Below are 16,428 nucleotides of genomic sequence, written 5' to 3'. Positions count from 1 at the left end.
TCGGCTCAGCACCCAACCGCGTGCTGAGCCGATGTCCCACAATCAGGGCTGTACTTGCTGGATCATCTCGTCGGACTTGGCAACCGCGACCTGCTTGCACTCACCGGTCGCGACCGCACACCGGAACAGCTTCTGAGCCGGCCCGGACTCGTCGACCACGATGATGTTGTCCGGGTCCTCGAAGAGCGCGTCCTCGAACCACTTCGTCGTGGCCGGAAGCCTCATCTTCGTGACCTTCCCGGTGGCGATGTCGACGGCGACCCCGATGTTGCTGATGGTCATCGTCGCCCCGTCCGGCGACACCGTCACGTACGCCGCGGCCACCGGGGCCTTGAAGCAGTATTCACGCTTCGCCTCGAGCCCCTTGGCTGCCAGCGTGGCAGCGGTGACGCAGGACTGGCCGCCCTTGAAGGTGATGTGCGTGACGATGTTGTTGCTGCGCGTCATGTGCAGGCTGCCGGGGCCGAATGTCCCGACCGTCCGGACATCCTTCGATCCGGGCTGCCAGAGCTTCACGGGCACCGGGTCCGGAGAGTGCTCGCCGAACCAGATTCCGTCCTTGTTCCAGCCGACGAGTTCGAGGTTCGGGGTCTTGACGGTGAGGCTCGACACCTCCTTGCCGGTCCGGATGTCGACGACGACCACCCGATTCTCGGCCCGGCCGTACTTCGAGAGCGCGACCGCGAACTGTTGCCCGTCGGGTGAGACCCGCGGGCCGAAGCCCCCGAGCGGCCCGACCGGCCGGACCTTGCCGCTCGTCGAGACGACGGCGACCTGCGCCTTGTCCGGATCGGGGTAGCCGGTGTTGACGAGCCAGCCGCCCTCGGTCCGCGCGACGACATTGCCCTTCACGCCCGGGTTCTTGACGGTCTTCCCGCCGTCGTGGATCGCCGCCCACCAGGTGTCGAGCGGGTTGTCCGGGTTGTTCTGGACGAGAGTCGTGTACGGGATCTTGGGAGCTCCGGCCGAAACCGGACCTCGGGCCGGCAGACCGCTGACGGACGGCTGGTCGTCGTGCGTGACCAAGCCGTGCAGGAACGGCACGGACAGGGTCAGCACCGCCGCGATGCCGGCCGCGGCCAGTGCCATCGGCGCCCAGCGTCGGCGGGTGGACGTACCGGTGCTGTCCAGCTCCAGGCCGGGGCCGTGGGCGGAGTCCGGGACGGTGTCGGCCTTGGCGTTCAGGTAGTCGCGCAGACGGGTCTCGGTGTCGTTCATCGCAGTTCCTCGAGTTTCTTGGTGAGAGCCGTGAGGCCGCGCGACGCGGTCGCCCTGGCGGTGGATGGGCTGATGCCGAGGAGGTCGGCGATCTCGTCGAACGGGAGGTCGAGGTAGTAGCGCAGTACGAGCACCTCGCGAGCCCGCGTGGGCAGGCCCTGGAGTGCCCGGCGTACCTCCTCGCGCTGCTCCCCGAGTACGGCGGTGCTCTCGGCGGAGTCCTGTGGCGCCTGGTGCGGCGGGGTGTAGAGGCGTGCCACCCGGCGGCGCCGCAGCGCGGACCGGCTCCCGTTGAGCACGGTCGAGCGCAGGTATCCCAGCGCCTTGTCGGAGTCCCTCAGCGGCCATCGCCGGTACAGCTGGGCGAACGCCTCCTGGACTATGTCTTCGGCTGTTTGTCGGTCATCGATCACCAGGACGGCCAGGCGCACGAGACCGCGCCACTCCCGGCCGTACAGCGCTGTCACGGCGTCACGTGCCTCGTCGCCGGCCGCCACCTGGTGAGGATGCTGATCGATACTCACCACTAGATTCGTCACACCCTGAGAGACGTCCGTCCGCCGGGGATGCTGCATCAGAGCCGGTCGCGGACCCAGTCGAGGTGGACGAGGGCGCTCTCCCGCTGCCAGGTGCGGATCGTCGGCAGCCCGGGCGGCGCCGGCTGGGCGGCACCCCACCAGAGACCACCGGCCACAGCTGTGATGAACCCGGTGATCCCGATGTCATCAGGCAGTTCCGGGAGTACGACGGACGCGCGCATCTCCGCCTGCAGGATCACCCTGTCGGTCCAGCGGGGCCCCAGCCCCGGGTGCGCCCAGTCGATGAACACCACCCGGTCGTCGGTCAGGATGATGTTGTCCGCCCGGAGGTCGTAGTGGACCAGCGCCTTGCCCTCGGCCAACTCGCGGAGTCCAGTCTGCGCCAGCTCGGCGAACTCCTCGACCCGGCCATTCATCCAGGACGGTACGGCGAGACCGTCCTCGAGCACGTTGTTCCACCGGCTCAGGAAGTCATGGCTGCGTACGGCGATGACCGGTGCGTCCGGCCACGGCGACGGGTCCAGCGCGTCGGTCAGTTCGGCGACGGCGTCCAGGACCCGCTCAGCGTCCGCCTGCTCCCACGGATGAGCGGGCAGTCGCCCGTCGATGTCCTCGAACAGCATCCCGACCCAGTCGCCGTCGTCGTACACGTCGTACAGTTGCGGCGCCATCGGGAGGGGGCCGATGGCCTGCATGGCGGTGATCTCCTGCCGGAACAGCTCCGGCGTCTTCGGGTTGAGCGACGTACCGACGGCCTTCACGAAGGCTCGGCGGCCCGAGGCGGTCACCAGGCGGGCGGCCACGCCGGGCGAGAAGCCGCCCTGCTGGGTGGAAGCCGATACCACCGCTGAGCCGAGCGCACGCTCCACCCAGTCCCGGACCGACACGGGCATCTTCTCGTAGGGCAGCCTGACCCCAGCAGCGTGCGCCATACCTCACCACGCTAGCGGGCCCTCGCTAGTGATTTTCGAATCTGCTGGACCCGCATGGGATGATTGACCGGATATCACCCAAGACCAGAACTGGATCCCCTCCGTGCCCGTTGGCCCCACGAATGTGCCGCAGCCGGGTCGCACCGACCCGTCGCTGATCCGGAACTTCTGCATCATCGCCCACATCGACCATGGCAAGTCGACGCTGGCCGATCGGATGCTGCAGATCACCGGCGTGGTCGACGACCGCTCGATGCGGGCGCAGTACCTCGACCGGATGGACATCGAGCGCGAGCGCGGCATCACGATCAAGTCGCAGGCGGTCCGCCTCCCGTTCGCGCCTGGTCCGGACACCCCGGGCGGCCTGCTGGCCCCGGACGGGACGACGTACATCCTGAACATGATCGACACGCCCGGCCACGTCGACTTCACCTACGAGGTGTCGCGGTCGCTCGAAGCGTGTGAGGGCGCGGTCCTGCTGGTCGACGCCGCGCAGGGGATCGAGGCGCAGACCCTGGCGAACCTGTACCTCGCGCTGAACGCCGACCTGCACATCATCCCGGTGCTGAACAAGATCGACCTGCCGAGCGCCCAGCCGGAGAAGTACGCCGCGGAGCTGGCCCACATCATCGGGTGCGACCCGTCCGACGTACTCAGGGTCTCCGCGAAGACCGGCGAGGGCGTCGAGGACCTGCTGAGCGAGATCGTCGCGCAGGTCGAGCCGCCGAAGGGTGTGAAGGACGCGCCGCCGCGGGCCCTGATCTTCGACTCGGTCTACGACACGTACCGCGGCGTGGTCACCTACGTCCGGGTGGTCGACGGCGAGCTGGTCCACCGCGACCGGATCAAGATGATGTCGACCGGCGCTGTGCACGAGATGCTCGAGGTCGGGGTGATCTCGCCGGAGCCGATGAAGACGCCGAGCATCGGCGTGGGTGAGGTCGGTTATCTCATCACCGGCGTGAAGGACGTTCGCCAGTCCCGGGTCGGTGACACCGTCACCGCGGCCGTCCACGGTGCGACCGAGGCGCTCGGCGGCTACAAGCACCCGCAGCCGATGGTGTACTCCGGGCTGTTCCCGATCGACGGCGACGACTACCCGACGCTGCGCGATGCGCTGGAGCGCCTGCAGCTGAACGACGCGGCCCTGCAGTACGAGCCGGAGACCTCGGGCGCGCTCGGGTTCGGCTTCCGCTGCGGGTTCCTCGGCCTGCTGCACATGGAGATCGTGCGGGAGCGGCTCGAGCGCGAGTTCGACCTGGACCTGATCTCGACCGCGCCGAACGTGGTCTACCGGGTCGAGATGGAGGACGGCAAGGAGTACGTCGTCACCAACCCGAGCGAGTTCCCCGAAGGCAAGATCGCCGACATCTACGAGCCGGTCGTCCGCGCGACGATCCTGAGCCCGAAGGACTTCATCGGCGTCATCATGGAGCTCTGCCAGTCCAAGCGGGGCAACCTGCTCGGGATGGAGTACCTGTCCGAGGACCGGGTCGAGCTGCGCTACACGCTCCCGCTGGCCGAGATCGTGTTCGACTTCTTCGACCAGCTGAAGTCGAAGACCAAGGGCTACGCGTCGCTGGACTACGAGCCGACCGGCGAGCAGTCGGCCGCGCTGGTCAAGGTCGACATCCTGCTGCAGGGCGAGACGGTGGACGCGTTCTCCGCGATCGTGCACCGCGACAACGCCTATGCGTACGGCGTGGCGCTGGCCGGCAAGCTGAAGGAACTGATCCCGAGGCAGCAGTTCGAGGTGCCGATCCAGGCCGCGATCGGGTCCCGGATCATCGCCCGCGAATCGATCCGCGCGATGCGCAAGGACGTCCTGGCGAAGTGCTACGGCGGTGACATCACCCGGAAGCGCAAGCTGCTCGAGAAGCAGAAGGAAGGCAAGAAGCGGATGAAGATGGTCGGCCGGGTCGAGGTCCCGCAAGAGGCCTTCATCGCCGCCCTCCGCACCTCCGAACCGGTCGAGAAGGCAGGCAAGAAGTAGGTGCCGGTCGAGATCCCTGCTGGCCTGCTTGCGGTTGCGACTCGCGGGCAGGACTGGGCGGACTGGCTTGATCGGCTGCCGCGTCTCACGCGGGACCTGCTCGGTGAGTGGCAGTTGCGCGTCGACGGCGCGTCGTTCTACGGCAACTGTGCGCTGGTCGTGCCGGTCACCACGGCCGACGGCCAGCGCGCAGTGCTGAAGGTGCAGTTCCCGCATCTGGAGGCGGAGACCGAGCACCTGGCATTGCGGACCTGGGCCGGTAACGGCGCCGTGCAGCTGCTGCGGGCCGACCCGCGGCGATTCGCCTTGCTGCTCGAGCGGTTGGAGTCGCGGGACCTGACCACGATCGACGCGCTCGACGCCTGCGAGATCGTTGGCCAGACCTACAAACGACTGCATGTCGCCGCGGGTCCGCAGTACCGGTCGTTGTCGGGGGAGCTGAAGCGTTGGGTGGAAGGCTTCCGCAGGTTGCCCGCGTCGGCGCCGGTCCCGCATCGGTACGTCGAGCAGGCGATCTCGTTGTCGGAGGACTTCATCGCGGACCCCGCGACCGACGGCCGGCTGATCCACACCGACCTGCACTACGAGAACATGCTGGCCGCGGAACGCGAGCCCTGGCTGGTGATCGACCCGAAGCCGCTGTCCGGTGATCCGCATTTCGAGGTCGCACCGCTGATCTGGAACCGCTGGGAGGAAGTAGTTGCCGCCGGCGACCTTCGGTTCGCGGTCAGGCAACGGTTCTACACCGCGATCGACGCGGCCGGCCTGGACGAGGACCGTGCTCGCGACTGGGTGATCGTCCGGCAGATGGTCAACGTCCTCGGCACGCTCGAGAACACCGACGGCACGCTGCCGCAGGACTGGCTCACTCGCAACATCGCCATCGTCAAAGCCATCCAGGACTAAACTCCGGAAGATGACCGTCGAGAACCGCAGAGCCCGGAGCCCACGTGGCTCCGGTGACGACCTGCGGGACGCGCTGGTCACCGCGACGGCCAAGCTCCTCGAAACCCACGACCTCAACGCGTTGTCGGTCCGCACGGTCACCTCGGCGACCGGCGTCAGCCCGACCGCGTTGTATCTGCACTTCACCGACCTGCCGGAGTTGCTGCGAGCCGTGAAGGCGCGCTTCTTCAGCGACCTCCGCGATCGACTCACAGCAGTGGACGGCACCGGTCGAGACCGGGTCAAAGCGCTCGCGCTCGCCTACCTCGCCTACGCGCGCGAGTACGAGGGCCGGTACGCCGTGATGTTCCACGCCCACCGTCGTACCGACGCGCCGAGCACCCCGGCCGCCGAGTTGGTCGAGCTGGGCTGGGCCGCGTTCGAGCCGCTGATCGCCGCGGTCGGCGCCGTACTCCCGGACGCGTCGGTGGACGAGATCCGCGAGACCTCCCTGGAGTTGTGGCTTGCCTTGCACGGGCGGGCGCAGCTGAGCGTCGCGATGCCGTGGTTCGAGCTGCCGGACGAGGACCGATACGTCGACCGCCTCGTCCGGCAAGTCCTCGGTTAGCCCGCGTACGCCGTCTTGCCGCCGTCGATGACGAGCTGGGACGCGGTCAGGTAGGGGAAGTCGTCGGACGCGAGCGCAAGCGCGAACACGGCGATCTCGTTCGGCGTCGCCATTCGTTGCAGGCCGTGGACGTGGGTCTTGCCCCAGTTCGCGGCCAGGGCGTTCCAGACCGGGTCCGGGACGTTCATCATCCCGGCGAGCCGGCGTACGAGCTCGGTGTTCGTCGTACCGGGGATGAGCGTGTTGATCCGGATGCCACGCGCCGCGTAGTCGTGGGCAGCTGACTGGACCAGGCCGACCAGACCGCGCTTGGTCGCCGTGTACGCCGCACGCTTCTCGGTCGTCGCGATCGCATTGGACGACGACGTCACCACGACCGTCCCGCCGCCCCGCTCGAGCAGGTGCGGCACCTCGTACTTCAGCGCGAGGAAGTTGCCGCGCAGGTTCGTGTTCGTCACGTCGTCCCACTCGGCCGTCGTGTACTCGTGCAGTGGCCGCTCGATGCTGATCCCGGCATTGTTGAAGCAGACGTCGAGCCCGCCGTACTTGCCCGCGATCCCGTCGACGAACCGCCGTACGTCGCTCTCGACGCGGACATCCGCCTTGACGTACGTCGCTTGGCCGCCCGCGGACCGGATCTCCGCCTCGACCTGCTGGCCGAGTTGCTCCCGCCGACCGCAGAACCCGACCCTGCCGCCCTCGGCCGCGAACAACAGCGCCGCAGCCCGCCCGATCCTGCTGGTCGCACCGGTGATCAGCACGACCTTGCCGTCGAACCGCCGTCGAGCGGAGGCCTGGATCGGCGGCGGCGCATCCCCGCCCTGGACGAACGCCGCACCGGCGATCGCTCCAGCGGCTGCGGCGGTGACGCCGGCCACGGCACCGGTAGTGATCACGCGTCGGCGGGTGAATCGCTGGTCTGTCATCGTCCCCACTCCCTCGAATCCTGGTTTACGACTGTAAATATACACACGTAAACATAATCGAGGAGACATTGAAGTTACTAGTTACTACCTACTAACTTCATCGGTATGCGAATGACTGGGCGAGAACGGCGCGAGCAGATCCTCGGGATCGCGGAAGAGGAGTTCGCGACCGCCGGTTTGTACGGCGCGTCGACCGAGACGATCGCCCGGCGGGCGGGGATCACGCAGGCGTACGTGTTCCGGCTGTTCGGGACGAAGAAGCAATTGTTCCTGGCATGCGTGGATGCCGCGTTCGGCCGGATGGCGCTGGCGATGCTGGCGGCTGCTGGCGGGTCGCACGGGATCGAGGCGCTGACGGCCATGGGGCAGGAGTACAACGAGATGCTCGCCGATCGGACGACGCTCCTGCTCCAGCTTCAGGGCACCGCGGCCGCGGCGGCCGGCGACGGCGAGGTGCGCGACGCCGTACGCGCAAGTTTCGCGCGGTTGTGGCAGGCCGTCGCCGATACGGCGCAGCTCGATCCGGTGACGATCAAGTCGTTCCTTGCCTTCGGCATGCTTCTCAACACGAACGCGGCGCTCGACCTGCCGCAGGTCGACGAAGCGTGGTCCCACCAGGCCAGAACCCGAATAAAACCAGGCCTTTTCAACCACATCACCACCGAGACGAACCAATGACCACCGCGAGCCCCGCCCAGCGACATGCCCCCGCGCTGGCGGGATTCCTGGTCTCCGTCGGACTGGCCGGCGCGGTCATCGGCAGCCTCGGCGCACCCTTGATCACGGCGGTCGCCGAGGCGTACGACGTTTCGCTCGCGGCCTCGCAGTGGACCCTGACGATCGCGTTGCTCGCCGGGGCCGTCGCAACGCCTGTGTTCGGTCGGCTCGGGGCCGGACCGCGGCGGCGTACCGTCGTGCTCGGGATGCTCGCCGCCATGGTCGTCGGCAGCGTCCTGACCGTGTTGCCGTTGCCGTTCGCGTTCCTGCTGGCCGGGCGGGCGCTCCAGGGATCGGGACTCGGGCTGGTCGTGCTGATGATGGCGGTCGCGCGCGATCATCTGGACGAGCAGCGGGCGGCGCGGACGATCGCCTTGTTGTCGGTGGCATCGACCGCGGGGATCGGGATCGGCTACCCGTTGTCCGGCTTCCTCACGGACGTGGCCGGCGTGCGCGCGGCGTACGGGCTCGGGCTCGTCATTACTGCCGCCGCTCTGGTCGCCGCCTTCTTCGCGCTGCCGGAGGCGCCGTCACGCCCGTCGACCCGTCTCGACCTGCGCGGGGCGATCCTGCTGGCGATCGCCTTGCCCGCGCTGCTGCTGGTCATTGGCGACACCGACCTTTGGCGCCACCACGCCGCCACGGCCATCGCCATCCTCGCCGCCGCGATCCTGCTACTGATCGGCTGGACGTTCCTGGAGGCCCGCACCGAGCAGCCGCTCGTAGACGTACGCCTGCTGCGTCACCCCGCGGTCGCCGCCGCGAACCTGGTGATGCTGACCGGCGGCGTCGGCATGTACCTGCTGTTCAGCCTCATCACCCGCTATGTCCAAACCCCCGCGACAGCCGGCTACGGCTTCGGCCTCAACACCTTCGAGGCCGGTCTCGTCCTCGTCCCGTTCTCGATCCTCGGCTTCGTCGCCGGCCGTCTCGTCCCCGGCTGGCGGGACCGCCTCGGTGCCCGATGGTTGCTAGCGGCAAGTACTGCGGTCGTCCTCGCCGCATTCGTACTCTTCGCGGTCGCCCGCTCACACCTGGTCGAACCGATCCTCGCCATCGGCATCCTCGGCTTCGGCGTCGGTGCGTTCTCAGCAGCTATGCCCGCCGTCATCCTCGCTGTGACGCCGAAATCCGAGACGGCCAGCGCGATGAGCGTGAACGCCGTCGTACGCAGCGTCGGCTTCTCCACCGGCAGCGCCCTCGGCGGACTCATCCTCGCCGCCCACACCACCGGCGTCTTCCCCAGCGAGTCCGGGTACGCCGCGGCCGCCTGGATCGGCGCGGCCGCGACCGCAGCGACCCTGGTGATCATCGCCATACTCCCGCTCAAGCGCGGATAAACCGGTGGATCGCGGCCAGTCGCCGGGAGAGGATGCCGGTATGCGGTTGCTGACGGTCAATGTCGTGGAGAAGCTGATTCCGGGTCCGAAGGAGACCGGCCTCACCGCCATTGACAAGCGACCGCAGCCCGGCCGGATCCGCGTCGGCGAGCTCGGCCTGGCCGGCGACCGCGTCTGCGACACCAAGAACCACGGCGGCCCGGATCTCGCCCTCTACGCGTACGCCGAGGAGGACGCCGACTGGTGGGCCGGCCAACTCGGTCGCGACATCCCGACCGGGTTGTTCGGCGAGAACCTCCGCACCGAAGGGCTCGACGTCAACGGAGCCCTGCTGGGTGAGGTGTGGCGGATCGGTGACGAGGTCGAGGTGATGGTCCGCGCACCCCGCATCCCGTGCATCACTTTCCAGCACCGCATGCAGGAGCCGCACTGGGTCAAGCGCTTCCACCAGGCGTGCCGGCCCGGCGCGTACCTGAAGGTGCTTCGCGAAGGCACGATCGGTGCCGGCGACCCGATCCAGATCGTCAGCCGTCCGGACCACGAGGTCACCGTCGCGCTGATGTTCGCGCAGCAGGACCCCGCGAAGATGCAGCGGATGCTCGATTCGGATGTCGACCTGATGGAGGAGCTCCGCGACACCGCGCAGCGCGTGGCAGCGCGCGGATGAGCGCACAGACGACCGTACGACGGGGAATCCTGCCCGAGCCGGGGCCGTTGCGGCCGCTGGCGTTGGCGACTCTGCTGAGCCGCGTCGGCAACGGCCTGCTGATGACGGTCAGCGTCCTGTACTTCAACCGGATCGTCGGCCTGTCGATCGCACAGGTCGGCCTCGGCCTCACGGTCGCGGGGCTGTTCGGGCTGCTGTCCGCCGTACCGCTCGGACATCTGGCGGATCGGCGTGGGCCGCGCGGCCTGTTCGTCGTGCTGAGTCTGATGGTGTGCGGGCTGTCGCTGCTCTACCTCGTCGTGAACAACTTCTGGCAGTTCCTGGTCGTGAGCATCGTGCTGACGATGATCGACCGCGGCGCGGGTGCCGTCCGGGCCGCGTTGATCGCCGCGGTGACCGTCGGCGCGGGCCGGGTCGCGGCCCGCGCGTACCTGCGGGCGATCACGAACATCGGCATCATGGCCGGCGCCGCGATCGGTGCGTTCGCGCTGCATTTCGACACCGCCACGGCGTACCGGGTGATGTTCGTCCTCGACGCGGTGTTGAGCAGCATCGCGGCCTTCGTCGTACTGGCAATCCCGCGCGTCGCGTCGCAACATCGTGACGACGACGGACCGGTCTGGATCGCGCTGCGCGACCGTGGCTACCTCGCCGTCGCGGCGCTCAACGCGGGCATGAGCATCCACTTCGCCGTACTCGATGTCGCGATCCCGCTGTGGGTGGTCGACCACACGGACGCGCCGCGCTGGACGGTCGCATTGCTGCTGATCATCAACACCGTGGTGGTCTCGCTGTTCCAGGTACGGTCGTCGCGCGGCATCGCCGATCCGACAACTGCCGCTCGTGCCACCCGCACCGCAGGATGGTTGCTGCTGGCATCGATGGTCCTGCTGGCCGGTGCCACCTGGGGGAATGCGCTGATCGCAGTCGCGCTGCTGGCCGCTGGAGCACTGGTCCAGGTGATCGCAGAGTTGATGCAGTCGTCGGGCTCGTTCCTGCTCAGCTTCGACCTGGCGCCGAACCACGCACAGGGCCAGTACCAAGGTGTATGGAACACCAGCATGTCGATCAGCACGATGATCGCTCCGACGGTCCTGGCCCTACTACCTCTCGGCCTCGGCGTCCCCGGCTGGATCATCCTCGGCGTCTGGTTCGCCCTGACCGGTGCGCTGTTCGTCCCGGTCGTCCGTTGGGCGGAGAGCCGTCGTCCCGCACCGGTGGCGGCGTAGCGTCAGTTCGTCGGTTCGCGGTAGCCGAGCGCGGCGGAGATCTTGCGGGCGGCCTCGATCGCGGCCGGCGCCATGAGTGCTACCTGGGCGATCGACTGCTCCAACGACAAGGTGGAGATGCTCACGGCCGCGATCGCGGCGCCGGTGTGGTCGTGGATGACCGCAGCGACGCAGCGGATGCCGGGTTCGTTCTCTTCGTCGTCGAGCGCGTAGCCACGGGTGCGGACCTGCGCGAGATCGGTCTTCAGTGCGGCGGCGGTCGTGTGTGTGAGCGGCGTACGAGCCGGAAGACCAGTCCGGGTGATGTGGAGGTCGAGGGCGTCTTCGTCCTTCTCGGCGAGGAGCGCCTTGCCGATGCCGGTGCAGTGCAGCCAGATCGCCTTGCCGACGCGCGACGGCATCCGGTACGGCTTCGGGCCGTCGAGGCGGGCGACGTAGATCGCCTCGTCGCCGTTCAGCAGCCCGACATGCACCGTGCAGCGCGTCTGCGCGACGAGATCCGCGAGCACCGGACGAGCGACCGTGGCCAGATCGACGTTGGTCAAGGCGTGCCCGGCCAGCCGCAGCGCCTTCGGCCCCGGGTGGTACGAGCCGTCGTCGGCCTGGGCGACGAACTCGTGCTCGACCAGCGACGCCATGATCCGGTGCACGGTCGACTTGGCCAGACCGGTTGCGTTCACGACATCGGTGAACCGCGAGTGCTCCAGTACGGCGTCCAGGACCATCAACGTCTTGTCGATGGCCGAGGGCGAACTCATGTCGCTCATCCTGCTCTCCTATCTGGCGAGCCAGCCGCCGTCGACCGCGAGCACGTGCCCGTTGACGTAGTCCGCGGCCGCCGAGGCGAGGAACACCGCCGCGCCGACGACATCCTCCGGCCGTCCCCAGCGTCCGGCCGGGATGCGCTGCCGGATCGCGGCCTCGCGCGCCGGGTCCGCACGCAGCTCGGTGGTGTTGTCAGTACTGATGTACCCGGGCGCGATCGCGTTCACCTGAACCCCGGCCGGACCCCACTCGTTGGCCAGCGCCCGGGTCAGTCCCGCCACCGCATGCTTGCTGGCAGTGTAGGCCGGAACGGTGATTCCGCCCTGGAAGCTCAGCAGCGAGGCGATCGTGACGATCTTCCCGGTACGGCGTTCTGCCATCGCCGCCCCGACCGGGCGGGTGACTGCCCAGGTGGAGTTGAGGTTCACGTCGATCACGTGTTGCCAGTCTGCGGTCGTGGTCTCGGCCGCCGGCGCCCGGCGGATCGTGCCGGCGTTGTTGACCAGGATGTCGATGTGCCGATCCCTGGCCAGTTCGACGGCTGCCGCCTCGACCGCGGCCGGGTCGGCGAAGTCGGCGATCACGACGGTGGCCTGCCCGCCGCCGTTCTGCTTGATCGCCTCGAGGGTGTCCTCGAGCGCCGCGTCCCGGGCCATCAGGATCAGCTCGGCGCCGGCCGCGGCGTACCCCGCTGCGATGGCGGCACCGATGCCACGACGCGCGCCGGTCACGAGCGCAGTACGCCCTTCGAGGCTGAACGTCACCGCAGATCCTGTACGTCGACACCGTCCATGTCGCCGAACGCCTGGTTCTCGCCGGCCATCGCCCAGACGAAGCTGTACGACGAGGTGCCGCAGCCGGAGTGGATCGACCAGCTCGGCGAGATGACCGCCTGCCGATCCGCTACGAGCAGGTGCCGGGTCTCGTCGGGCTCGCCGAGGAGGTGGACGATCCGCTCGGTCTCGGGGAGACCGAAGTACAGGTAGCACTCGGTACGGCGGTCGTGGGTGTGGGCGGGCATGGTGTTCCAGGTGCTGCCCGCGTGCAACGTGGTCACGCCGAGCACGACCTGGCAGCTCTGTACGCCGTCCGCGTGGATGTACTGGTCGATCGTGCGACGGTTCGCGGTCTGCTGGTCGCCGAGCTCGAGCCGATTGCCCTCGCCGGGGTTGACCTGTGCGGTCGGGAAGTCGGTGTGCGCGGGCGCGGAGAACACGTAGAACGCTGCGTCGGTTCCCTCGAAGGCGACCTCGCGGACGCCGCGTCCGACGTACAGACAGGCGCCGGTGGCCAGCTCGTACTTCGTGCCGTCCGCGGTGACCGTGCCGGGGGTGCAGACGTTGACGATGCCGGCCTCGCGGCGTTCGAGGAAGTACTCGCTGCGCAGCTCGGGGTAGGTGTCCAGCGTCAGCGGGCCGTTCGACGGACGGACGCCGGCGAGCACGATCCGGTCGTGGTGGGTGAGCACCGCGGTGATCGCGTCCGGGACGAAGAGGTCGTCCACCAGATAGTGGCGGCGCAGCGCGGCGGTGTCGAAACCGGGGAGCTGCTCGGGATGGGTGGCGTGCCTGATCTGCAGAGTCACGGAACTAGGTTCTACATCATGGAACCGGTCGTCAAGCCTGGAACCTGATTCGAGATTGTTCCGGGTTCCGTCTCTTGACACGCAGTTCTGTTCAATGGAACCTTCCAGTCAGTCACCCCATCGCCCCTGGGAGGATCCTCATGACCGCTCTGGACTGGACTGTCCTGGTCGCGTATTTCGTGTTGATGGTGCTGATCGGCGTCTGGTCGCGCACCAAGATCAAGACCGTCGTGGACTACTTCACGACCGGTGGCCGGATTCCCTGGTGGTTGTCCGGCATCTCGCATCACATGTCCGGCTACAGCGCCGTCATGTTCGTCGCCTTCGCGGCCGTTGCCTACAGCTACGGCATCACGGTCTACGTGTGGTGGGCCATGACGATCGGCATCGGCGTGGGCATCGGTGCGTTCCTCTTCGCCGCCCGCTGGAATCGTCTCCGCGCCAAACACGGGGTTGTGTCGCCACTGGAGTACCTCGCCCGCAGGTACAACCTGCCGACCCAGCAGGCGCTCGCGTACTCCGGTGCCGCGCTGAAGGTCGTCGACATCGCGTCGAAGTGGGTCGCGATCGCCATTCTGCTGAACGGATTCACCGGCGTGCCGATGCGGTGGGGGATCCTGCTCACCGGCGTGGTGACGATGCTGTACGCGACGCTCGGCGGGCTGTGGGCCGACGTACTCACCGACTTCGGGCAGTTCGTGATCCAGTTCGGCGCCGGCATCGCGATGTTCATCGGTGTGCTCGCGCATCTGGACGGCGTACCGACGTTGTGGACGATGTGGGACCAACTGCCGGCCGGCCACGGGCATGCACTGAACGGGCCGTACACGCCGATCTTCCTGATCGCGTTCCTGTTCATCAAGACCTTCGAGTACAACGGCGGCATGTGGAACCTGGCACAGCGGTACATGGCCGCGCCGTCCGGATCCGCGGCGAAGAAGTCCGCGCTGTTGTCATCGGCGCTCTGGCTGGTCTGGCCGCTCGTGCTCTTCATCCCGATGTGCGCGGCGCCGCTGCTGGTGCATCCCGGCAAGCCGGAGCAGTCGTACGTCGAGCTGTCGCAGCTGCTCCTGCCGAGCGGGCTGATCGGGCTGGTGCTGGCCGGGTTCTTCTCGCACACGATGGCGATGGTGGCGTCCGACGCGAACGCGATCTCGTCGGTGATCACGCGGGATCTCGCGCCGGTGCTGGTGCCTCGCGTACGCCGGCTGACCGATGCGGCGACGCTGAAGATGGCGCGGATCGTCACGTTCACGTTCGTCACGGTGAGCATGCTGATCGCGATCGCCACCAACGGCGAAGGCGTCGTACTGAAGATCGTCGTCGACCTGGTCGCCGCGACGATGGGACCGATCGCGATCCCGCTGATGCTCGGACTGCTGCCGTGGTTCCGGCGGAGCGGGTCACGTGCCGCGCTGGCATCGTGGGCGATCGGGCTGATCGCGTGGGCGATCGTCAAGTACGGCGTCGGGTCCACCGACCAGACCTTGGTCGTCGCGTTGCCGCTGGCAACTTCCCTGGTGGTGTACGTCGGCCTCGGCCTGCTGCTGCCGGAGAACCGCCCGGAGGTCGACGAGCTGGTCGACTCGCTCAACACCGACCCGGACGAGACCGCCGCCCGCCCCGCCGCGGTCCTGTCCTGAAACACTGGCCCCAACCTCAACCCCTCAGGAGAACCATGCCGAACATCACCGTCGAACTCCTCTCCGGTCGCACCCTCGACCAGCGCCGCGAGTTCGTCGCCGCCGTCACCGACTCCGCCATCGCCATCCTCGGCGCCAAGCGCGAATCGGTCCGCATCGTCTTCACCGAGATCGAGAAGACCGACGTCGCCAACGGGGGCACGTTGGCCGCGGACCTCTAGTCCGTTCCCTGAAATCTCGGTACGTCCACGCCGCCGACCTACTACTGTTTCAGCATGCGAGTAGGTGTTTTCGGTGCTACGGGTCAGGTCGGCGGCGTGATGCGGGAGTTGCTGGTCGAGCGCAACTTCCCGGTGGACGAGGTGCGGTACTTCGCCTCGGCCCGGTCGGCGGGGAAGACGTTGCCGTTCGGGGATCGGGAAGTTGTCGTGGAGGACTCCGCGACGGCTGACTTCTCCGGGCTCGAGTTGGCGTTGTTCTCCAACGGGAAGACGGCGTCGAAGGAGCTCGCGCCGAAGGTCGCCGCGGCGGGTGCGGTTGTCGTGGACAACTCGTCCGCCTGGCGGATGGATCCCGACGTACCGCTCGTTGTCTCCGAGGTGAACCCGGGGGACCTCGACAGCCTGCCCAAGGGCATCGTCGCGAACCCGAACTGCACCACGATGGCCGCGATGCCGGTCCTCGCCCCGCTGCATCGTGCGGTTGGGCTGACGCGCCTCGTTGTCTCCACCTACCAGGCGGTCTCGGGCTCCGGCGGCGTTGGTGTGCAAGAGCTCGAGGACCAGGCTCGTGCGCTCGCCGAGGTCGGCGGGAAGCTTGCCCGGGGCACCGAAGGCATCACCCTCCCCGAGCCCAAGGTGTACGCCGGGCCGATCGCCTTCAACGTTCTCCCGCTCGCCGGATCGATCGTTGCCGATGGCACCGGTGAGACCGACGAGGAGCAGAAGCTCCGCAACGAGAGCCGCAAGATCCTGCACATCCCGGACCTCCCGGTCGCCGGCACCTGCGTCCGCGTTCCGGTCTTCACCGGCCACTCGCTGAGCATCCACGCCGAGTTCGCCGACCCGATCAGCCCGGAGCGCGCCACCGAGATCCTGGGTGCCGCGCCCGGCGTGGCTCTCGCCGACCTTCCGACCCCGCTGCTCGCCGCCGGCCAGGACCCGTCGTACGTCGGCCGCATCCGTCAGGACCAGTCCGTGCCGGGTGACCGCGGTCTCGTCCTGTTCGTGTCGAACGACAACCTGCGGAAGGGCGCCGCCCTCAACGCCGTACAGATCGCAGAACTCCTCGCCCGGCGATAAGCAGTACGACCCTGGGTGGAGACGATCAGCACGGATAGTGAGACGAAGGCCACCCGCCGT

At 68.1% G+C, this 16,428-nt stretch carries 17 protein-coding genes; 10 read left to right on the top strand and 7 right to left on the bottom strand.

Annotated elements, in window-relative coordinates; all coding sequences use genetic code 11:
* Positions 1 to 42 precede the first annotated feature (42 nt).
* The 3 genes from ACFWUU_RS03710 to ACFWUU_RS03700 are packed head-to-tail and all read right to left on the bottom strand — an operon-like array spanning position 43 to position 2,689.
* Positions 43 to 1,218, bottom strand: coding sequence for a hypothetical protein (locus ACFWUU_RS03710; protein ID WP_380172401.1), 1,176 nt, complete (start codon positions 1,216 to 1,218; stop codon positions 43 to 45).
* Positions 1,215 to 1,742, bottom strand: a complete 528-nt coding sequence (locus ACFWUU_RS03705; RefSeq protein ID WP_233714624.1) for an RNA polymerase sigma factor — start codon at positions 1,740 to 1,742, stop codon at positions 1,215 to 1,217. Before ACFWUU_RS03705 ends, ACFWUU_RS03710 begins: the two co-directional genes overlap by 4 nt.
* A 50-nt stretch (positions 1,743 to 1,792) precedes the next feature.
* On the bottom strand, positions 1,793 to 2,689 hold the full coding sequence (locus tag ACFWUU_RS03700) for an aminoglycoside phosphotransferase family protein (protein WP_380172399.1): 897 nt from the start codon (positions 2,687 to 2,689) through the stop codon (positions 1,793 to 1,795).
* Between the two features lie 103 nt (positions 2,690 to 2,792).
* Here ACFWUU_RS03700 and lepA point away from each other — a divergent pair, with 103 nt between their 5' ends.
* The 3 genes from lepA to ACFWUU_RS03685 are packed head-to-tail and all read left to right on the top strand — an operon-like array spanning position 2,793 to position 6,195.
* Positions 2,793 to 4,682, top strand: coding sequence for a translation elongation factor 4 (lepA, locus tag ACFWUU_RS03695; RefSeq protein ID WP_202877610.1), 1,890 nt, complete (start codon positions 2,793 to 2,795; stop codon positions 4,680 to 4,682).
* Positions 4,683 to 5,588, top strand: coding sequence for an aminoglycoside phosphotransferase family protein (locus ACFWUU_RS03690; protein ID WP_380172397.1), 906 nt, complete (start codon positions 4,683 to 4,685; stop codon positions 5,586 to 5,588). It abuts the gene before it with no gap.
* Positions 5,589 to 5,598: 10 nt separating this feature from the next.
* The gene (locus ACFWUU_RS03685; RefSeq protein WP_380172395.1) at positions 5,599 to 6,195 is read left to right on the top strand and encodes a TetR/AcrR family transcriptional regulator; all 597 of its coding nucleotides are present in this window, start codon (positions 5,599 to 5,601) and stop codon (positions 6,193 to 6,195) included.
* Here ACFWUU_RS03685 and ACFWUU_RS03680 read toward each other — a convergent pair.
* Entirely contained in the window at positions 6,192 to 7,121 is a 930-nt protein-coding gene (locus ACFWUU_RS03680) for an SDR family NAD(P)-dependent oxidoreductase (RefSeq protein ID WP_380172394.1), read from the bottom strand. The genes ACFWUU_RS03685 and ACFWUU_RS03680 overlap by 4 nt on opposite strands.
* Positions 7,122 to 7,226: 105 nt before the next feature.
* On the opposite strand from ACFWUU_RS03680, the gene ACFWUU_RS03675 reads away from it, so the two are divergent.
* Genes ACFWUU_RS03675 through ACFWUU_RS03660 form a run of 4 tightly spaced genes read left to right on the top strand, consistent with a single transcriptional unit; the run spans position 7,227 to position 11,074 of the window.
* On the top strand, positions 7,227 to 7,799 hold the full coding sequence (locus ACFWUU_RS03675; protein WP_202877612.1) for a TetR/AcrR family transcriptional regulator: 573 nt from the start codon (positions 7,227 to 7,229) through the stop codon (positions 7,797 to 7,799).
* Positions 7,796 to 9,178 carry an MFS transporter gene (locus tag ACFWUU_RS03670; protein WP_380172392.1) on the top strand — a complete coding sequence of 461 codons (1,383 nt, stop codon included), beginning with the start codon at positions 7,796 to 7,798 and terminating at the stop codon, positions 9,176 to 9,178. The genes ACFWUU_RS03675 and ACFWUU_RS03670 overlap by 4 nt, the downstream gene beginning before the upstream one ends.
* 40 nt (positions 9,179 to 9,218) lie before the next feature.
* The gene (locus ACFWUU_RS03665) at positions 9,219 to 9,845 is read left to right on the top strand and encodes an MOSC domain-containing protein (RefSeq protein WP_380172390.1); all 627 of its coding nucleotides are present in this window, start codon (positions 9,219 to 9,221) and stop codon (positions 9,843 to 9,845) included.
* Positions 9,842 to 11,074, top strand: a complete 1,233-nt coding sequence (locus ACFWUU_RS03660; protein WP_380172388.1) for an MFS transporter — start codon at positions 9,842 to 9,844, stop codon at positions 11,072 to 11,074. Before ACFWUU_RS03665 ends, ACFWUU_RS03660 begins: the two co-directional genes overlap by 4 nt.
* 2 nt (positions 11,075 to 11,076) lie before the next feature.
* Here ACFWUU_RS03660 and ACFWUU_RS03655 read toward each other — a convergent pair whose 3' ends face one another.
* Genes ACFWUU_RS03655 through kduI form a run of 3 tightly spaced genes read right to left on the bottom strand, consistent with a single transcriptional unit; the run spans position 11,077 to position 13,424 of the window.
* A complete protein-coding gene (locus ACFWUU_RS03655) occupies positions 11,077 to 11,841 on the bottom strand; it encodes an IclR family transcriptional regulator (protein WP_380172386.1) in 765 nt (254 codons plus the stop codon).
* A 9-nt stretch (positions 11,842 to 11,850) separates the two neighbouring features.
* Positions 11,851 to 12,603 carry an SDR family oxidoreductase gene (locus ACFWUU_RS03650; RefSeq protein WP_380172384.1) on the bottom strand — a complete coding sequence of 251 codons (753 nt, stop codon included), beginning with the start codon at positions 12,601 to 12,603 and terminating at the stop codon, positions 11,851 to 11,853.
* The gene (gene kduI, locus ACFWUU_RS03645; RefSeq protein ID WP_380172382.1) at positions 12,600 to 13,424 is read right to left on the bottom strand and encodes a 5-dehydro-4-deoxy-D-glucuronate isomerase; all 825 of its coding nucleotides are present in this window, start codon (positions 13,422 to 13,424) and stop codon (positions 12,600 to 12,602) included. Before kduI ends, ACFWUU_RS03650 begins: the two co-directional genes overlap by 4 nt.
* A gap of 140 nt (positions 13,425 to 13,564) precedes the next feature.
* On the opposite strand from kduI, the gene ACFWUU_RS03640 reads away from it, so the two are divergent.
* Genes ACFWUU_RS03640 through ACFWUU_RS03630 form a run of 3 tightly spaced genes read left to right on the top strand, consistent with a single transcriptional unit; the run spans position 13,565 to position 16,368 of the window.
* Entirely contained in the window at positions 13,565 to 15,067 is a 1,503-nt protein-coding gene (locus ACFWUU_RS03640; RefSeq protein WP_380172380.1) for a sodium:solute symporter family protein, read from the top strand.
* Positions 15,068 to 15,102: 35 nt separating this feature from the next.
* Positions 15,103 to 15,288 carry a tautomerase family protein gene (locus ACFWUU_RS03635; RefSeq protein ID WP_134000222.1) on the top strand — a complete coding sequence of 62 codons (186 nt, stop codon included), beginning with the start codon at positions 15,103 to 15,105 and terminating at the stop codon, positions 15,286 to 15,288.
* A gap of 54 nt (positions 15,289 to 15,342) precedes the next feature.
* Entirely contained in the window at positions 15,343 to 16,368 is a 1,026-nt protein-coding gene (locus ACFWUU_RS03630) for an aspartate-semialdehyde dehydrogenase (protein WP_380172378.1), read from the top strand.
* The last annotated feature ends 60 nt before the right edge of the window (positions 16,369 to 16,428 follow it).

The sequence above is a fragment of the Kribbella sp. NPDC058693 genome (assembly GCF_042715335.1).
GTDB lineage: Bacteria > Actinomycetota > Actinomycetes > Propionibacteriales > Kribbellaceae > Kribbella > Kribbella jiaozuonensis.
Note: the sequence above shows the minus strand (reverse complement) of the source record. Positions and strands in the feature narration are given on the sequence as shown.